The sequence below is a fragment of the Nostoc sp. genome (assembly GCF_036919495.1).
Taxonomy (GTDB): Bacteria; Cyanobacteriota; Cyanobacteriia; order Cyanobacteriales; family Nostocaceae; genus Nostoc.
The window spans coordinates 1-16,676 of the sequence record NZ_JBALBZ010000065.1; the positions used below are offsets into that span (position 1 = coordinate 1).

Below are 16,676 nucleotides of genomic sequence, written 5' to 3' on the forward strand. Positions count from 1 at the left end.
CTGCCAATGTGCCGTCCATACTACAACTTCGCTGTGCCTACCTCAATGGTCAACTTGCTATCTAATGTCTTTGCAAAAATGGGATGCTCCCAATGAAGCCTGATGAGATCGCAAATGAGTGGTTGATGTTAGAAGACATATATGAGGGTGCGATTAAAGCTTTAGGAAACATAGCTTATGGCAATCGGATTGCGATCGCTACCCTGATTGATTTCATTCAAAGATACAAAGATCATGTGATTTGTTCAGATGCAGCTAAGGCTTTGTGGGATATCGATCCAGGTAATGCAATAGCGTTAAATACTTTAGTCCAGATTCTCGAAACTACCGAGAATACATCTTTGCTCTATATCTCTATGATATATCTGATGGCAATTGACCCAGGTAACAAAGCTGTAATTACTATTTTAACTGAGAGAATTAAAACCACTCAGAATGAATTTTTCCGCTTTAAGGCTGCTTTCTGTCTAGGAAAATTCGATTCAGGCAACAGGATGGCACTTAGTACTTTATCTAAGATGCTTGAAACTTCTGAGGAAGAATGTGTATATTTTTATGCAGCAGACATATTGATGCAAACTAATGACTACCAGCAGCAAGTAATTAAAGCAATGTGGAAAATGGTTAAATTAAAAGATGAGCGTACATCTCTAAATGCACTCTTCAACTTGCTGAAAATAGACTCTAATAATCAACAGTCGTTTGATACTCTAATTCGACTATTGAACACTACAAAGCATGAATCAATTTTGACAAGTGCTGCTTATGATTTACAACAATTTAACCTAAGCATAAAATTAGAAACCAAAAAACTAAATAAATTAATTGCCGTCTTTATTAGATTAATTCAAACCTATCAGGATCTTGCGGTTAAAGAAAATGAAAATGGAGATTTATTTCCTTCAGAGTGGCTATCCTATGAATCTTGTCTTTTAGACATAGCTGATGATTTGACAAAAATCCTCCAAAAAGAACATTTCCCACAAGTAGTCATAACCCTAAAAGACTATCTAAATAAACAGTTCTACAAAAACAATTCATATCGCTACGAAGCCGTATTTAACATTATCTGGCATTGTGCCGAAAATCTAACTTACCCAGACTTCCACAAAGCAATGAACTAAACAACAAGCGCAGAGTTCTTATCTTCCTTTGCGTCCCTCTGCGCTTCCCTCCGCGTCCCTTTGCGTTAAATGTTTTTTAGCTTACCATTTTAGAACAAGCAATCAGTTTTAAAGTTTTACAATTTTAAGTATCTCGTCTCCTGTTTCTTCAGGTAACTTAGCCTTTGTATAAACAACGAATTTTGCTAAATCGTAATTTGAATGATGCTTAAGAAAATGTTCGTTCAAATCAAATCCATTACTAATAATACCACCGTTGCGATCGTTGAGGATTTGCATAGATTCTTCTAAATCTGGAGAAGGAAGAATCAAGACGACATTTATATATGGCTTTAAAACTTGTTGCACCCGCTTAAAAAGCTGATCATCTTCATAAACAGAATGGCCTGCGCCAAAATCAATAACACAATTGCTATATTCAGAAAGTACTCTTTCAACCGCGTAGGCTTCAAAGGGTTTCCAATATCGATAAATACCTTGGAGTCCAACTTTAGCTCTTATTTCCTTTGCCAGTTTTTCATCGTAATTTATTTCCTTATAATAATCCAATCGTACATCGTCCATAGAACACTGTGGAATACCTAGCTTCTGGGCGAGAAGTTTTCCAAGGGTGCTTTTACCTGTACTAATTGGCCCAATGAGAATAATATCTGAAATATTACGACTCATTTTAAAAAGCCTGAAGATTAGAAACAATGCTATATAAATAAATTCCGCCTGCACCTACTACTAAACTTGAAAGCTTAGGTAGTCATAACTTCAACTCTTGACTCATCCTCTCTTCCAGCACATCCAACAACCCATCCACATCCTTGCCAACTTCCTCAAAACAAATCGGTGGCGCTGGTTCCGGTGCAAACTGAATTAACTTAATTTCCCCCTTCCCAATCCCAATCATCACAACTTCCACATCCGGCTTATGATTCTCCACAATTCCCAAAATTTCTTGCAGCCGATTTTCAACTTGAATATTTAACTTCTCTATCTGCTCTTTCGGACAATAAACAAAATGCGGCGTTGGTTGCAAATCAATACCAACAGTACCAAGACTTTCACCATTTGCTAACCACAATCCCCAAAACAACGCCGCCAATTCCTGCTGATTTGCTTTCACAAATTTATCCAACTGGCGACGCCACTTAGTATCACCTGATTCTGGTTGACTATTACCAAAAAACATAAATAATTCGTAATGAAGACACAAAACTTTGCGCGAAAGTTATCTCAAACCTGACTGTACACGCCAGAGGCCGGAATAAATACCGTCTCTCTCCAGCAATTGCTCATGGGTTCCCGACTCTACTAATTTCCCATGTTCCATGACATAAATGCAATCGGCATTGCGGATAGTGGAAAGACGATGAGCGATCGCAATTGTAGTTCTATCTACTGTAATCCGTTCTAGCGATCGCTGGATTGCTGCTTCTGTCTCATTATCCACTGCTGAGGTCGCTTCATCTAAAATCAGAATGGGCGGATTCTTCAAGACTGCACGGGCGATCGCAATCCGTTGTCTTTGTCCACCAGATAACTTTTGTCCTCTTTCCCCCACAATTGTCTCATAACCTTCGGGCAATTCAATAATAAATTCGTGCGCCTCGGCTATCTTCGCCGCCGTGATAATTTCTTGCTCTGTATTCTCAAAGCTACCATAAGCAATATTCTCTGTTACAGTGCCATGAAATAGAAAGACATCTTGACTCACCAAACCAATACAACGGCGTAAATCTTGCAAATTCAAACTTTGCAAATCAATGCCATCGAGAGTAATACTTCCCGTTTGCACTTCGTATAACCGCAACAAAAGTTTGACTAAAGTACTTTTACCAGAACCCGTTGAACCGACAATTGCAATGGTTTTCCCCGCCGGGATATCTAAAGACAGATTTTTAATAACTGGAAATCTATCTTTATAGGCAAAATAAACATTTTTAAATTGCACTTCACCGCGCACTTCATTTACAGGTAACGATACATCACCTGTATGAATAGCTATGGGAGTATCCAACAAATTCATGACTCGATTAGTCGAAGCCATTGCCCTTTGATATTGATCAAATGTTTCGCCTAATCTAGTTAAAGGCCATAGCAATCGCTGGATTAAAAATACTAATACGCTGTAAGTACCTACAGACATTTTTCCAGAAACTGCTGCCATCCCGCCATATAAAAGTAATGCTGTGAAACCAACTAAAATCAGCATCCGAATTAACGGTACAAAAGCAGCAGAAAGAGTAATTGCTTTAGAGTTACTCCGGCGATAAGCTTCACTATCTAATTCCAGACGATAGGCTTCATAAGTTTCGGCGGTGAAACTTTTAATAGTAGTAATTCCGCTAATATTATTTGACAAACGCGAATTCAGGAAACCTACCTTTTCGCGCACATCAGCGTAACGAGGTGCAAGTAGTCGTTGATAAGCAAAGGAACCCCAGAGGATAAATGGCATCGGTGATAAAGCCATCCACGCTACACTTGGAGCCAAAATAAAGAAAGCAGCGCCAATAATTAAAACAGTTGCAGAAACTTGGATAATATCATTAGCTCCTCCATCCAAAAATCGCTCTAATTGGTTAATATCATCACTGAGGATAGACATTAAACCGCCAGTGCTACGTTCTTCAAAATAAGCCAATTCCAACTCTTGCAAATGTTTATATGCATCCAAACGCAAGTCATGTTGAATATTTTGAGCCAAATTCCGCCAAAGTCGAGCGTAGGCGTACTCGAAAATAGATTCTAGTATCCAAATGATGACAGTGAGGAAAGAAATAATCAAAAATTGTTGAAAGACATCGCGTACCCCTAACTGGGCAATTATCGAATCTTGTTGCTTGACTACCACATCCACCGCCACGCCAATTAAGCCGGGTGGTGCTAAGTCGAAAAATTTATTGAGAGTAGAATAAGTAGTCGCCAGCCAAATTTGTTTACGATACTGGTGTCCATACTCAAGCAAGCGCTGGAGAGGATGCGTTGAATGTTTACGCCTTCTTGATGCCCAATGAGATTTTAATACAGTAGCCACGGCTTTTTGCGGTTTATTTTAATATAGCGAGAATTACTTTCACTATTAGGACTTTCCAACAAATTAGAAGGAATTGCTCTACTATTACCAGCGAATCTACTGTAATTTATTCGTGCGATCGCCCGATTGCCGCTTCTATTTTATTATCCACCCTCAAGGTCTTTACCAATGCCCCAAGGTACTCTCCAAGTAGAGCAATTGAAATATACCTAACCCAAGTGTTTTGATCCTATTCGCCTAAAGATTGATGTTTATTCTATATTTTCTGACATTATGAAAAGAATATGAGAATATTTAACGGCAAAGTAAATGACTCCACCAGAAAACAAACCTAGTTTACCAGAGGTTCACCGCAGTATTAGAATCCCTAACAGCAGCAGCTTTTGGCGCAAGATGATGGCTTATACAGGGCCAGGATATCTGGTTTCAGTCGGATACATTGATCCTGGAAATTGGGCAACAGACATTGCTGGGGGGTCAAAGTTTGGCTACACTCTGTTAACAGTGATTTTGCTGTCGAACCTGATGGCGGTATTACTCCAATCATTATGTGTACGTTTGGGAGTTGCTACGGGGCGAGATTTGGCACAGGCTTGTCGGGACTATTTCAGCCGAAGGGTAAGCTTTTGTTTATGGGTACTGTGTGAAATTGCGATCGCAGCTTGTGACTTAGCAGAACTACTAGGAAGTGCGATCGCACTACAACTTTTATTTGGTATTCCCTTAGTGTGGGGTGTTTGCATCACAGCACTAGATGTTCTGGTATTGTTATTCCTGCAACATAAAGGCTTTCGCTATACAGAAGCTCTGGTAATAATGCTGGTAGCAACAGTAGGCATCTGTTTTATAACAGAAATTCTGTTTTCCCGCCCTGATATGGGGGGAATTTTGTTAGGATATCTGCCCAAGAAAGAGATTTTACAGAATTCAGAAATGCTCTACATCTCTATCGGCATTTTAGGGGCAACAGTGATGCCTCACAATTTATATTTACACTCTTCAATTGTGCAAACTCGTAATTGGCAACCTAATACTAAAAAAAGATGGGAAGCAATTAAGTTTGGTACAATAGATTCAACTTTTGCTTTGTCATTAGCACTGTTTATAAATTCAGCAATTTTAATTGTGTCTGCTGCAACTTTTCATTTTTCTGGTAATCAGAATGTGGCAGAAATTCAAGATGCTTATAAATTACTTTCACCATTGTTAGGAGTAAGTGCTGCTAGTGCTGTTTTTGGTATTGCTTTACTTGCTTCGGGACAAAGTTCAACGCTAACTGCAACTCTAGCAGGACAAATTGTTATGGAAGGCTTTTTGCAATTTCGCTTTCCGTCTTGGTTACGCCGTTTAATAACCCGTTTACTTGCTATTATTCCAGCGTTAATTACAATCATTATCTTTGGTGAAAATAGTACAAGTAAACTCATAGTTTTCAGTCAAATTATCCTCAGCTTACAGTTACCCTTTGCAGTGATCCCATTGGTGATGTTTACGAGTAATCGCCGTTTGATGGGTGAGTTTGTAAATCCTTTGTGGTTAAAATCTTTAGCCTGGTTAGTTGCTATTATTATTGTTGGCTTAAATGTTTGGTTGCTATTACAAAGTATCTTAGGATCTGGAGTTTAGACTAAGTAACGCCAAACAACCCAGCGCTGCTGCGCCCAGCGTCTGAGAATACGATTGGTAGCAACTTGATTGGGGTTGAAGGTGTATTGAAATTTGACGGCATACACAATAATTCCTTTGGTGGCTTGAATAATGGTAATACATCCGACATATATGCTTTGAGTATTGGTTCTCGTAAGATAGTTAGTCTTAAACTCGAAAGGCTAAGTGCAGATGCAGACCTACGGGTGATTAATGACATACCAAAGAGAGGGATTGGGAGTAAGGTTTAAAAAATGTACTTCATGCAAACGAGAACCGCTATATTTGATCTCTACCATTGATGGAACAACGGTTGCGATCGCTTGCTGTAGTATTAGCCTAAATGACTTTAAAGATCAACAAAAATGAGCATTATCGTCTTCGGCAGCATAAATATAGACTTGGTAGCAACAGCACCCCACTTGCCAGTCGCCGGAGAAACGTTGTTAGGAGAAGAATTTTTTAAAGTTTCGGGAGGCAAAGGAGCCAATCAAGCCGTAGCATTAACAAAATTGGGAATTCCTACCCAAATGGTGGGGCGTGTAGGTGCAGACGATTTTGGTATGGAACTTATTAACAATTTACAAGCATCTGGTGTGCAGATTGAAAATATTTTCGTGGATGAGACTGTTAGTTCTGGAGTCGCCATCATCGCCGTAAATCATGCTGGTGAAAATCAAATTATTGTAATTCCTGGTGCAAATGGGTGTATCAATCAAGAAGATGTAGAACGATTGTCCCATTTATTACCAGAAGCGACAGCATTGCTTTTACAATTAGAAATTCCGATTGCTGCTGTGGTTGCAGCAGCTAAAGCCGCAAGAAAAAATAAAATAAGGGTAATTCTCGATCCTGCACCCGCACAATCTGATTTGCCAGATGAACTTTACCCGTTGGTGGACATTATTACACCGAATGAAGTTGAAGCAGCGCAGTTAGTGGGTTTTACTGTAGATGGAGAAGAACTTGCAGCCAAAGCAGCTGAAGTTTTATTACAACGAGGTGTGAAATGTGCGATCGTTAAACTGGGTGCTAAAGGTGTTTTTTGTGCCACTGCTGAGGAAAAGTTTTTTGTACCCGCTTTTCCAGTTCATGCAGTTGACACAGTAGCTGCTGGCGATGCTTTTAACGGCGGTTTGACGGCGGCACTTTTTGAAGGACTTTCTTTACATCAAGCAGTTGTTTGGGGTGCAGCAGCCGGTGCTTTGGCGACGACAAAACCAGGCGCACAAACTTCGTTACCGGATAGGTTTACATTTGATGCGTTTCTTAAAGAAAGGTAAAAAGCCCTCATCTTACCGAAGAGTCAAAGGGGAAGGGGGTGAGGAGCAGGGGGAACAAGCCCCGCTCTTTTAGGGCGCTTGAACTGGGGCAGAGTACAAGCTCCGTCTCAGTCTTCTCCCTTGCTCCCCGCTCCCTGCTCCCCTGCTTCTTTTGACCTTGAGGGCTTCGCATTTTGGAAGCATCCACTTTTGGTAGATCGGCTTTTTTAGACCAACCATATAGTAGGGTTATTGGCATCAAACAATTATGTTTTTGCCAAAAGTGGATGCTCCCAGCATTTTTTAGCTATGGGACTCCGATTTTATTTTTGAAATCCATGTAGGGTGTGTTAGCGCAGAAAGTATGATACCACTTTAGTCTTTTGGTGGGTTACGTTCCGCCAACACACCTTACAAAAATACTTAAATTTTTTCAAAACAATTTACGATTTCCATACATATCAACTCAATTCCTTCTAGCTACGAGCAAGGGTAATCTGGGCAGCGTCAAAGTCTTGTAGCCGGGTCATGTTTCCACTATTTTTATCTATGCTATATACAGCATTAGGTGTCTCATACCTCTGCGCTCCAAATGCTAGGAGTTGACCTGCTCCAGAGCAAACCAAGCTTTGTAAGCCATTATTCCATGCTCTACCATTAAGTTTCAATTGTGCCAGTCGGATCGGGCTTTTTTGATTTGAGTCTAGCTGCACCAAAGTTGTATCGCCATTTAATCCCACTAAAGATGTATAGAGTTTTCCATCTGGGCACTGTGCTAGATTACTGGCTCGTTCATCCTTCGGAAATTTAACCCTACTAATAGCAGTGATCTCTCCTGTTTGAATGTCAATATCTACCAATGTAATCGGCGGTGTACCGTTCTTCTTACCTACTAAACCGATGAGTCGCCCATCACTAGTGCCTAGCAAGCTCCCAAGCTGTTGATTCTGTTTAAGTCCTGAGATTATCAAAGTTTTTACAGGCGTACCCAAAAATGTAATGCGAGTAGGTGTCACCTGTTTCCTACCAGTGGTAACAGGAGTAGCGGCTACGACAAGTGTGCCATCGCTTAAAGAAGTGAAGCCACTCAATGTCTCATTAGTCTCTACTAAAGGTCTAACCTGATTGGGAGCCTGATTGGGAGCCTGATTGAAAACTAGGCCATTCGTTAAAGAACCGAGGTTACTCAATATCTCATCAACTTTTCCTAAAGCTGTACCGAGCTGGGCAATTGTGCCATCGCTTAAAACAGCGAAGCTACTCAATGCCTCATTAGACTGTACTAAAGCTGTACCGCGCTCGGCAAGTATTTGAGTAACTAGTGGACTTAGAAGCTGAACCCTTCCTGTATTTAAGGATTGCAAAACAAAGGAGTCTAAAACAAGTCCTAGCCCTAAAGGCTTAATATCTGTAGGTACAACGTTTGCGGTAATGCTATTTAATTCAGTGGTATCTACCTCTGGACTAACCGTTTGGTCTGTGCTGATGATAGAGCCAGAACCTATCCCTACAATTTTGAAACTTGGTGTTTGCGCTAAAGTTTTTTTGCCTAAATAACTAAGCCCAGATACTATAGTTCCACCAAGTACCAACTGACCAAACTGCCGACGTGATAGCTTGAAGCTCATATTTCCACTCCTAGAATTAATGACTTTTATTAAGTAGCAGTGTATTGAACATAAACAGGTAAAGTTATGATATTCGCGTCCAGGTTGCTACTGAGGGTGTTCCATTGTTGTCACTAATAAAAAGCATGTACCAGCCTGGTACTGCTATGTTTCGATTGGTTGCTAGCGTGACATTTAGAGAAGTAGAGTTCCTATAATTAATCCGCACATCCACTAACCTTTGTTCTGTATCGCAGGAATGAGTGGTTGCCATTGGTTTAATTAGACTGACCCATTTAATATTGCCAGCCTGGGGTGTCTGAATTGTAAATTGCTGTCCGTAGGTCAATACTTGAGGAGCGCTCTGAATAATTGGGCGCGATCGCGACATATACGCAGGACTGTAGATTTCTAATCGCAGTTCATTAATAGTCCGGTTAGGGTTACCCCCTGCTGTGACTACCCTACCATCTGGTAGGAGCAAGGCCACTGAGTGATATACACGGGGGACATTTTGTTTAGCTACTACTGTCCAGGTATTTGTAGCTGGATTGTAGATTTCTGCTGGCAGCATTGATTGTCTTATGTCCTCATTCATTTTGCTACCATTGCAAACAAACACTGTGCGATCGGGCAACAAAACTGCACTAAGATGCATCCGAGCATAGTTTAGAGGCTTTGCTGCTACATAAGTTGGGTTAGTAGGTTTTAAATCTACAATATTTACCCTGTTTGTTGCCGTATTACCACTACCCCCACCGATAATCATCACTTTTTGGTCTTGTGCAGGTGGTAAAAGCACACTGGTAGCTTGATTTCCGAAGGCTGGGTCTTGCAGCCCTGGCACCACTTTTTCTGTAATGGATTCTGTAAATGTCCCTGGCAGGGTTAGTATAGTTGGCGCTACTCCATTGTTGCCACCCATCTGGGCACCTGAATAAAAAAGCTTTCCACTATTGAGTAGAAACAGATTTGCGTATGCCGGGAAGGAACTAGTTGTTGGAAAAGCGTTCCAACCATTTGGAAAGAAATATGAATAAATTTCTGGTTGTTTGTTGAGCTTGCCATCTTTATCCGGCCCAGATATTGCAAAGACCCGACCGCTACCTAGTGTTAACAAAGTAGGATACCAGCGACCATTATTCATTGGTAGTATCTTGAACCATTTCTCGCCAATAGGATCAAATATCAGAGCAGAGGGTGAACCATAAAATGGGTCATAGCGTAAAGTTCCACCCGCAACCAATAACCCACCATCAGGGCGGAAGGATTGACCAGCACAAAATAGATCAATCGGTTGATTATTGCTATCTAATGGAGCCTTTTGATTGGTAAAGGTTCCTTTGCTCACATCCCAAACTACACTGTCATAGGGAGTATTTAACCGACTAGGATCATTACCTGAACCGCAGAAAAATAATATTTTACCAGTACGAAGTAAAGCGGCATGTATAGGCAGGATTGGAGCACTATACGGCAATACTTGCCATTTGTCTGTGGTAGTAGCCTGAGCGATGAAAGTCCCTAAATTTGTTTCCTCTAGAAGGTTAGGGTTGTTATGAGATTGAGTCACTTTATTTACAATTCTTCCTAAGTAGATTTTATGTTTTTGTTCTTCGTCTTAGTAACTGATTCCTAAAATTATATCTATACTTTGTAGGCTTCTTTAATGTTAAGATGTCATGTTTTTTATAACAAGATTAGGTAAATACCGATTTTTTATTAGTAATTACGCTGTCAATTTTACCTGTTATTGAGTATCTAATTAAGCCTTGCACTGTCTTTGTTCGGAAAGGATGAACCACGGTTTTAAATTTGATGTGGATACCTTTCAGGGCTTGGCATTGAGCATCATTGAGTCAAAAATTGTGTATTTGACCTTCGATTTGTAATTAGTTTTGAACACTCAGGTGTCGCACATTTAATTTGCATAACTAGGAGGACAAAATGCCTACTCTACAAGAGATTGGTTTTTTAGAAGATGCAAATTAAAACATTTTTAGATTATTTTGTATTCAAAGAAAAATGATGATATGGAATTCAAATTACAAGTATAATACAATACTTAATACATAGTTAATAAAATTTAGAGGATCGCAAGCGATCGCAAATTTGAGACAAATTTTTTAGCCATGAGAATGATATAAAATACAGCCAAAGCGTAGTAAAGTAAACTAGTAAAAGTGAAAGTGGGTTGTAAAAATCGAAACCTGCTTAGTAGAAACAGTGGTAAGATTAATCGCTGCCAAAGCAAGATTGTCGCCATGAGCAACTCAACTCAAATGAATGACGAGAAAAATCTTCCCAAGAAAAAGGGCAGGACACTACCCCCCAAGCTGATCATCTGGCTGGGAAAGTTTGTCTGGACGACTATGTGGCGGATTATGATGTCAAAGCTGGCTCCTAGCAATCAGTCGGGAGCTTATGTTCGTCCTAATAGCCAGTTTCGGAAGTTTATTGGCACAGAAGAAGGAAATCCATACCCAGCAGCAGCAGGGCGGTACAAACTCTATGTTGGGCTGGGGTGTCCTTGGGCGCACCGAACCCTAGTTGTGCGATCGCTTAAAAAACTCGAAGCGGTAATATCAGTATGTATCGTCTCTCCTTCTCCCATTGAAGGTGGTTGGATATTCAACGAGGAAGAAGAAGGTTGTCGCACACTGGCTGAATTTTATCAGTTGGCGGAACCTGGTTACAGTGGACGCTCTACAGTTCCAATACTATGGGATAACCAAACAAAAACTATTGTCAACAATGAGAGTTCAGAGATTATCGTCATGCTGAACTCTGAGTTTAACCAGTTCGCCAATAATCCCACGCTCGATCTTTACCCAGAAGCACTCAAAGAAAAAATTGACTGGTGGAATGAAAAGATTTATCACGCGGTAAATAACGGTGTGTATCGCTGCGGCTTTGCCCAAACCCAAGAAGCATACAATCAAGCCTGTAATGAACTGTTCGCAACTCTCGATGAGATTGACATTGCATTACAAACTAGTCGATATCTGTGTGGGGACAATCTCACCCTAGCAGATGTCCGTTTATTCACGACGTTATTTCGGTTTGATAGTGCCTACTATGGGTTGTTTAAGTGCAATAGGCAGCGAATTCGAGACTATCAGAACTTGGGAGCTTATTTACGTGATTTATATCAGCTTCCAGGTGTAGCTGACACCTGCGATGTAGAAAGTGTGAAGCGGGACTACTATGGGAACCTATTCCCACTCAATCCGGGCGGGATAATTCCCGATGGGCCTGATATGTCTTATCTTTATCAACCATCTGGACGCGATCGCATTGGCAAAGTGAATGTTTCATAAGGTAAATTGAGAACTAATATCTCGATAGCTGCATTCTGGAGTTGATGAATCGTGAGCCAGATTAATCGAGTTGCAATTGTCGGTGGAACTCATGGCAATGAGTTTACAGGAGCCTACCTGATCCAAAAATTTTCTCAGTTTCCCGACTTGATTACTAGACAAAGTTTTGAGACAGTAACTCTGTTAGCAAATCCTAATGCTTTTGCGGCGGGGAGGCGATATGTAGCGAAGGACTTAAATCGTTGTTTTCTCAAGCAAGATTTACAAGATCCGACTCTGAGCAGTTACGAAGAATTGCAAGCTAAATCAATCCAGCAGACTCTAGCATCAAACAAAGATAAACAAACTGATTTTATCTTAGACTTGCACAGCAGTACAGCTAATATGGGTTTGACAATTATTTTAGTAAACAGTCATCCCTTAAACTTGATATTGGCTGCTTATCTGAGCCAGATTAATCCTTTAGTTAGGGTTTATCGTTGTTCTTTTAAATCAATTGAAGAAAACCCATTTGTAAATTCTCTGTGTGAATTAGGCTTTGCGATCGAGGTTGGCCCTATTGCCCAAGGACTCTTAAAAGCGACGCTATTCCAACAAACAGAAGAACTTGTTTATGCCGTTTTGGACTATCTAGAACGGTTTAACCAAGGGGTAATTCCATCAACTAACGAAACGTTGATTTTATATGACCATTTATCAGTTGTAGACTATCCAAAAGATCAGGATGGCACAATCTTTGGGATGATTCATCCAGAGCTTCAGGATAAAGATTATCAAGCCTTAAACCCAGGAGAACCAATTTTTATAACCTTTGACGATAAGACGATTTTTTATGAGGGAGCATCTACCGTTTGGCCGATTTTTATTAATGAGGCAGCTTACTACGAAAAAGGAATTGCAATGTGTTTTACCCAGAAGCAGCAAATAAATATCTAAGATGTGTATAGGATTTTTTGTGCAATCGCTTTTTCTTGGAAGTGATGATAAAAATTGAGCATCCAAATCATCAATTATTTATATAAAGCATTGCTAAAACTGCCTTATATGTTTACATATTTCTTGGTTATGATATTATATTGATGACCAGCAATTATTATATATCAGGGTAAAAATTGTCCGAAAGGCCGATCGAGTCAAGATTAAAGGAGCGCTGAGTCGAGGTAGAAAACTTGATCGATAAAACCTGAATCTAACATTATATTTACGCTTAAAAATAATGAATATCAAGCGGCAAGGAAACAAACCAATAGCCAGTCTTTCTTTAGACTTGGATAATGTTTGGTCTTTTCTAAAAAATCAGGGCGCTCCGGGTTGGGAGACTTTTCCCTCTTACTTGGATATTGCAGTCCCTCGTTTCTTAGATATTTTTCAGCAATGGGATTTGACAATCACAGTCTTCATTGTCGGTCAAGATGCAGCATTGGAAAAGAACACCAAGGCATTACAAGCGATCGCTACCGCCGGCCACGAAATAGGCAATCATTCATTCTACCACGATCCTTGGCTCCATCTCTATTCAGAGGATGAGATTGAACAAGAGGTGGTTTTAGCCGAACAACATATCAAACGCGTCACTCATCAACATCCTATTGGCTTCCGGGGACCTGGATACAGTTTCTCTCCTGCGGTATTGAAAGTCTTAGCACGACGGGGATATGAGTATGATGCTTCGACTTTCCCTACATTTTTGGGGCCTATCGCCCGAGCATATTATTTGATGACTTGTAAACTGAGCAAGGAAGAACGCAAGAAACGGGAAGCCCTTTTTGGTGGTTTCAAAGAGGGTTTACAGCCTCTGAAACCTTACCAGTGGAAGATGGGTAAGGATAGACTAACAGAAATTCCTGTTACCACCATGCCAATTTTCAAAGTGCCAATTCACTTTAGTTACATAATGTATCTGAGTACATTTTCTTCGGAAGTGGCTTTACTCTACCTGCGAATTGCCCTGTGGCTGTGTAAACTGACGCGTGTACAGCCTTCTTTGCTATTCCATCCTACAGACTTTGTAAGTCAAGAGGATGTCCCAGAGCTATCATTCTTCCCTGGAATGAGCCTTCCCACTTATAAAAAGCTGGCAATAGTGAACAAAAGTTTGGAACTTATATCCAGTCAGTTTAATGTTTTGACTGTTGGACAACACGCCAAATCCGTAGTCAGCGCCCGTCAACTGCCTGTATTAGTACCTCAAAAAAGGTAAAAATATGAGCTATGCGATTGATAAGTGCAATTTGTATCCTTAATTACAAATAAAATTAACTTTGATCTGTTTTTGAAAAAGAGAAAATAGTCTTGGCAAAAAGATAAATTTATTTTTATAATACTTCCCTATTCCAATGTATTTATTAAAAACTTCTGGTGATATCCCTTTCCCAGAGGTTATTTTTTTAAATTCGATGTCTAATCAGATTTTTTAATCGTTATCTAAGTTTTGATATCAGCAAATTATCTTAAAACCAGCTGACATTTGCTAGCAAGTATGTGTAAAGTAATTGAGAGTGAATCACTATCTCTAATTTTTGACACATCTATCTATGGTAAGAAAAACCCAACGTCTTTTGCTGCTAGTTGTTTGCTGTAGTATAACTGGTGTAATTTTAGGAGGTACTGCTGCTTGGGCAGAAAGCAGTCTTTGCTTGGAAGACAGTAAGGTTACAAGTGAGTGTCTAACCCAAGATCCGATCCAAAAAACTATCCAAGGAATGAGTACCGGATTGTTAGCTGGGGCTGGGGCCGCTTTCGGTGCAGTATGGCAGTTACGACATGAAGATTGAGCGTAAACTATCTATCACTAACCCGGTACTCCGGGTTAGACCCAACTTCTGTACTAAAATCCTAATTTATGTAGCTTTGCAAGAATACCGATCTATTAATACACGAGCAAATTTCTGGTGTTGTTCAGCTAGATGTTGAGGATAGATGAACTGAGCATTTCCCATAAAGCGGTATACCCAGCGACAAAACTCCTCCAGCGATCGCTTAGGAAGTTTAACAATATAAATAATCTACATAAGCAGGTTTGCCATTTTTTCCTTTTGGTCCTAGTTTGATATCTTGCTTAGGATGTCGCTTCTCGCCCTCTTAGATACATTCCATAACTTCAGTAAAAAATCGAACTTGCACTTCCACAAGCTTTACTTTTCCACGAATCTCCCATCGCTGATCATAAAAATATGACTTGGGTTGAACCAAAATCTAGTAAGAAAGCAGTAAGCAGAGCAGGTGATATTTTAATAAGTTCGGATTCATCTGAAGAAGAAAATCTAGAAGCATTAGATATTGTCAGCAATTGGAGGTCATCATATACATTTACCTTACATATTATTGCAAGTTTATTAAGGTCGAAGGTAAAGAATGTTGAAAAAAATGCAATAATTACCCAAAGATTAAAGCGTGTTCCATCAATACTAGGAAAACTCAAACGCCTTCCTAATATGAGATTACATACAATGCAGGATATTGGAGGATGTAGAGTAGTTTTATCTGATGTAAAAAAAGTACATGCTTTAAGAGACTTATTATTGAATAGCAAAACAAAAAATGAATTGGTAAAGCAAAATGATTATATCGAAAATCCTAAAGGTTCAGGATATAGAGGGATACATTTAATTTATAAATACAAAGGTAAAAAAGATAATATATATAATGGGTATACAATTGAAATACAAGTAAGAACAAAGATACAGCACTCATGGGCTACAGCAGTAGAAGTTGCAGGAACATTCTTAAAACAATCTCTAAAATCAGGAGAAGGCTCTGAAAAATGGTTACATTTTTTCAAGTTAGTAAGCTTACTTTTGGCGTTTCTAGAAAATTGTTTACCAGAGAATATAACCAATGAAAAGTTAAAAGAAATTAAAGAAGAAGTAAATATATTAGTAACAGAATTAGAAGTGTTCAAAAAACTTCAAGCATTTTCAGTCTCAACTCATCTAATTACTGATAATGGAAATAATGATGTTTGTGGTTATTTTCTGATTCTGCTTAATATTGATAAACAAGATGTTCAAATATGGTCTTACAAAGAAACATACCGTTTTCAAGCAACTGAAGACTATAATAATTTTGAGAAAAAATACAAAGATACAAAAGAAGTAGATATCGTATTAGTTAACGCCAAATCAATAAAGACATTAAAAAAAGCATATCCAAATTATTTTGCTGACTCTAAAGAATTTTTAGACAAACTTAACGAAGTTCTAGCAAAAGAAATATAAGTGAATCCCTAGAATCCTCAGACAATCAATATCCGTCATCGCAGAGGATATTTTCAAGCGATCGCACAATAAGGGACTTCCAAATAAAAAAATACTCAACTACTTTTTGTGGGGTGGGCATCTTGCCCGCCTTTGTATATGGGCGGGCAAGATGCCCACCCCACAAGATTGGGTAATTTATTTGTTGGAAGTCCCTAATCGACGATAGCAAGGCATTGTTTGACTACTGGCATGAGCGAATTCGGCTGAAAAACTATGAGTTAATTGCAACTCCTGGACATGTCAAAACCCAGGATCGAATGGCACTAAGTTAAGCTGAAAGGTAAGCGGCGTAGGGATTGCAGAGGGGCAGGGGAGCAGGGGGGCAGAGGGGAATTTCTAAATATCTGAACGCAATGCCTAAAATTTCTTCTTTCTCCCCTGCTCCTCCGCTCCTCTGCACCCCTGCTGCCTCAACGATTTTCTCTTTTC

Annotated in this window: 14 protein-coding genes; 8 read left to right on the forward strand and 6 right to left on the reverse strand. The window is 39.6% G+C overall.

Features of this window, described 5'->3' with window-relative positions; all coding sequences use genetic code 11:
• Positions 1–92: 92 nt before the first annotated feature.
• Positions 93–1,124 carry a hypothetical protein gene (locus V7K25_RS08295; protein ID WP_335156833.1) on the forward strand — a complete coding sequence of 344 codons (1,032 nt, stop codon included), beginning with the start codon at positions 93–95 and terminating at the stop codon, positions 1,122–1,124.
• A 108-nt stretch (positions 1,125–1,232) separates the two neighbouring features.
• Here V7K25_RS08295 and V7K25_RS08300 read toward each other — a convergent pair whose 3' ends face one another.
• The 3 genes from V7K25_RS08300 to V7K25_RS08310 form a co-directional block, all read right to left on the reverse strand.
• Entirely contained in the window at positions 1,233–1,793 is a 561-nt protein-coding gene (locus V7K25_RS08300; RefSeq protein ID WP_335156834.1) for a shikimate kinase, read from the reverse strand.
• Positions 1,794–1,875: 82 nt separating this feature from the next.
• Positions 1,876–2,304, reverse strand: a complete 429-nt coding sequence (gene ccmS, locus V7K25_RS08305; RefSeq protein ID WP_335156836.1) for a beta-carboxysome assembly chaperone CcmS — start codon at positions 2,302–2,304, stop codon at positions 1,876–1,878.
• A gap of 39 nt (positions 2,305–2,343) precedes the next feature.
• Positions 2,344–4,152, reverse strand: a complete 1,809-nt coding sequence (locus V7K25_RS08310) for an ABC transporter ATP-binding protein (protein ID WP_335156838.1) — start codon at positions 4,150–4,152, stop codon at positions 2,344–2,346.
• A gap of 309 nt (positions 4,153–4,461) precedes the next feature.
• Here V7K25_RS08310 and V7K25_RS08315 point away from each other — a divergent pair, with 309 nt between their 5' ends.
• A complete protein-coding gene (locus V7K25_RS08315; RefSeq protein WP_335156840.1) occupies positions 4,462–5,778 on the forward strand; it encodes an Nramp family divalent metal transporter in 1,317 nt (438 codons plus the stop codon).
• 1 nt (position 5,779) lies between these two features.
• Here the strand turns inward: V7K25_RS08315 and V7K25_RS08320 are convergent, their stop codons facing one another.
• Positions 5,780–6,019: a hypothetical protein gene (locus V7K25_RS08320; protein WP_335156842.1), complete on the reverse strand. Its 240-nt coding sequence runs from the start codon at positions 6,017–6,019 to the stop codon at positions 5,780–5,782.
• A gap of 145 nt (positions 6,020–6,164) precedes the next feature.
• On the opposite strand from V7K25_RS08320, the gene rbsK reads away from it, so the two are divergent.
• A complete protein-coding gene (rbsK, locus tag V7K25_RS08325; RefSeq protein ID WP_335156844.1) occupies positions 6,165–7,082 on the forward strand; it encodes a ribokinase in 918 nt (305 codons plus the stop codon).
• 455 nt (positions 7,083–7,537) lie between these two features.
• Here rbsK and V7K25_RS08330 read toward each other — a convergent pair whose 3' ends face one another.
• Positions 7,538–8,689, reverse strand: a complete 1,152-nt coding sequence (locus V7K25_RS08330; RefSeq protein ID WP_335156846.1) for a hypothetical protein — start codon at positions 8,687–8,689, stop codon at positions 7,538–7,540.
• 64 nt (positions 8,690–8,753) lie between these two features.
• Complete coding sequence (locus tag V7K25_RS08335; RefSeq protein WP_335156848.1) at positions 8,754–10,241, reverse strand: galactose oxidase-like domain-containing protein; 1,488 nt, start codon at positions 10,239–10,241, stop codon at positions 8,754–8,756.
• Positions 10,242–10,932: 691 nt separating this feature from the next.
• Between V7K25_RS08335 and V7K25_RS08340 the strand changes: the two genes are divergently transcribed.
• From V7K25_RS08340 to V7K25_RS08360, 5 genes are all read left to right on the forward strand, one after another.
• Positions 10,933–11,988: a glutathione S-transferase family protein gene (locus V7K25_RS08340; RefSeq protein WP_335156850.1), complete on the forward strand. Its 1,056-nt coding sequence runs from the start codon at positions 10,933–10,935 to the stop codon at positions 11,986–11,988.
• Between the two features lie 51 nt (positions 11,989–12,039).
• Positions 12,040–12,924 carry an aspartoacylase gene (locus V7K25_RS08345; protein ID WP_335156852.1) on the forward strand — a complete coding sequence of 295 codons (885 nt, stop codon included), beginning with the start codon at positions 12,040–12,042 and terminating at the stop codon, positions 12,922–12,924.
• Positions 12,925–13,204: 280 nt separating this feature from the next.
• Positions 13,205–14,188 (forward strand): polysaccharide deacetylase family protein, encoded by a 984-nt coding sequence (locus V7K25_RS08350; RefSeq protein WP_335156854.1) that lies wholly within the window; start codon positions 13,205–13,207, stop codon positions 14,186–14,188.
• Positions 14,189–14,522: 334 nt separating this feature from the next.
• Complete coding sequence (locus V7K25_RS08355; protein ID WP_335156856.1) at positions 14,523–14,762, forward strand: hypothetical protein; 240 nt, start codon at positions 14,523–14,525, stop codon at positions 14,760–14,762.
• A gap of 399 nt (positions 14,763–15,161) precedes the next feature.
• A complete protein-coding gene (locus V7K25_RS08360; protein ID WP_335156858.1) occupies positions 15,162–16,205 on the forward strand; it encodes a RelA/SpoT domain-containing protein in 1,044 nt (347 codons plus the stop codon).
• Positions 16,206–16,676 lie beyond the last annotated feature (471 nt).